Below are 1783 nucleotides of genomic sequence, written 5' to 3'. Positions count from 1 at the left end.
CGGCGCGCTGCCGCCGGTGGTGGCCTGGGCCGCTGTGACGGGCACCGTCGACGTCGAGCCGCTGCTGCTGTTCGCCATCATCTTTTTCTGGACGCCGCCGCACTTCTGGGCGCTGGCGCTGTTCCGCTCCGACGACTATGCGCGCGCGGGCATTCCGATGCTGCCCAACGTCGCCGGTCCCGATGCGACGCGCCTGCAGATCCTGCTCTACACCATCGTGCTGATCGCGGTCGCCGCCGCGCCCTGGGCGCTCGGCTATTTCGACGCCGTCTACGGCATCGTTTCGCTGATCCTGGGGGCCGGCATGCTGGCGCTCGCGATCAACGTCTATGTGCGCCGCGAGCGCAGCCAATCGCTGCGCGCGACCCGCAAGCTGTTTGCCTTCTCGATCCTCTATCTGTTCGCGCTGTTCGCGACCCTGCTGGCCGAGGTCGTGTTCCGGGCACTGGCTCCGATGGTTGGGGGCGCATGATCACAGCGATGGCCGACAAACCTGAGACAGACGGAATCGTCCTCACCGAGGCGCAGAAGAAGAGCCGTCGTCAGCGCTCCATTGCCATCGCTTTGGCGCTCGGCGTGCTCGTGGTGCTGTTCTTCGCCGTCACCATGGTCAAGGGACCGGCAGTTCTCGTGCGGCCGATGTAGGAAACATGGATCACGAGCCGACCATATCGCGGGATCAGAGCCGGACGGCCAGCAAGGGGCGTGGGCCTTTTAGGGGCCTTGGCCGCGACGCGCTGGTCGCCTCGATCTGCGGCGGCGTGGTCGCGCTGATGGTCGGTGCCTCCTACGCGGCGGTGCCGTTCTACAACTGGTTTTGTCGTGCCACCGGTTTCAACGGCACGACCCAGGTTGCGACCTCCGCGCCGGCCACCGGTCCGATCGCGCGGAAGATCTCGGTGCGCTTCGATTCCAATGTCGCGCCCGGGCTGCCCTGGAAATTCGAGCCGGAGCAGAACGAGATCGAGGTCAATATCGGTCAGGTCACGACCGTCTTCTACACCGTGACCAACCAGGCCGCGCGCACCACGGCCGGGCAGGCTGCCTACAATGTCGCCCCGCTGACGGTCGGCTCCTATTTCCAGAAGATCAACTGCTTCTGCTTCACCGAGCAGACCATGGCGCCCGGCGAGAAGCGCGAGATGCCGGTCGTGTTCTACGTCGATCCCTCGATCGCCAGCGACCACGAGAACGACGGGCTGAACACGATCACGCTGTCCTACACCTTCTATCCGGTGAAGGATCCGGTGGTGAAACCGCTGGCATCGGGCGAAGACGACAAACGCAAGGGAAATCTCTGATCGCCGGGCTCGCGCTCGGGAGGTCGGAAACGAGGGGATAAGTGCCCTGATAGGCACGGGATTGAGGAGAGAGACCGCAAATGGCAACGGCGCACACCAAGCATCACGACTATCATCTGGTCGATCCCTCTCCGTGGCCGGCGGTCGGTTCGCTCTCGGCCTTCATCATGGCGGTCGGCGCGATCGCCTGGATGCACCACATGTTCTCGGCCGCGCCGATCGTGTTCGGCGTTGGCACCGTGGGCGTGCTCTACACCATGGCGAGCTGGTGGGGCGACGTGATCAAGGAAGCCCAGTACAAGGGCGACCACACCCGCGTCGTGCAGCTGCATCACCGCTACGGCATGATCCTGTTCATCGCCTCCGAGGTGATGTTCTTCGTCGCCTGGTTCTGGGCCTATTTCAACGCGGCGCTGTTTCCGGCCGACGCCGTCCACGCCACCCGCGACGCCGTGTTCGGCTGCGGCCTCGGCACTGCGGCC

Annotated in this window: 4 protein-coding genes; all 4 read left to right on the top strand. The window is 65.1% G+C overall.

All coding sequences use genetic code 11. The features are described from left to right. The coding region (locus MOV75_RS36740; protein WP_247007830.1) for a UbiA family prenyltransferase at positions 1-472 on the top strand (472 nt) is incomplete at its 5' end. Then, positions 469-645, top strand: coding sequence for a hypothetical protein (locus MOV75_RS36735; protein ID WP_063197888.1), 177 nt, complete (start codon positions 469-471; stop codon positions 643-645). The genes MOV75_RS36740 and MOV75_RS36735, both read left to right, overlap by 4 nt. A 5-nt stretch (positions 646-650) precedes the next feature. Further along, a complete protein-coding gene (locus tag MOV75_RS36730) occupies positions 651-1301 on the top strand; it encodes a cytochrome c oxidase assembly protein (protein WP_246932452.1) in 651 nt (216 codons plus the stop codon). 80 nt (positions 1302-1381) lie between these two features. Beyond that, positions 1382-1783, top strand: a 402-nt coding sequence (locus MOV75_RS36725; protein WP_246932454.1) for a cytochrome c oxidase subunit 3, incomplete at its 3' end; no start/stop codon positions are given.

Origin of the sequence: Bradyrhizobium sp. PRIMUS42 (genome assembly GCF_023006515.1) — a bacterium.
In the GTDB taxonomy this organism is placed as follows: Bacteria; Pseudomonadota; Alphaproteobacteria; order Rhizobiales; family Xanthobacteraceae; genus Bradyrhizobium.
The sequence above is the reverse complement of the archived record's forward strand: the minus strand, read 5'-3'. Positions and strand labels throughout refer to the sequence as shown.

Excerpts from the sequence above, each read along its gene's own strand:
- MOV75_RS36735 (WP_063197888.1), top strand. The coding sequence starts at position 469 with ATGATCACAGCGATGGCCGACAAACCTGAGACAGACGGAATCGTCCTC.
- MOV75_RS36730 (WP_246932452.1), top strand. The coding sequence starts at position 651 with ATGGATCACGAGCCGACCATATCGCGGGATCAGAGCCGGACGGCCAGC.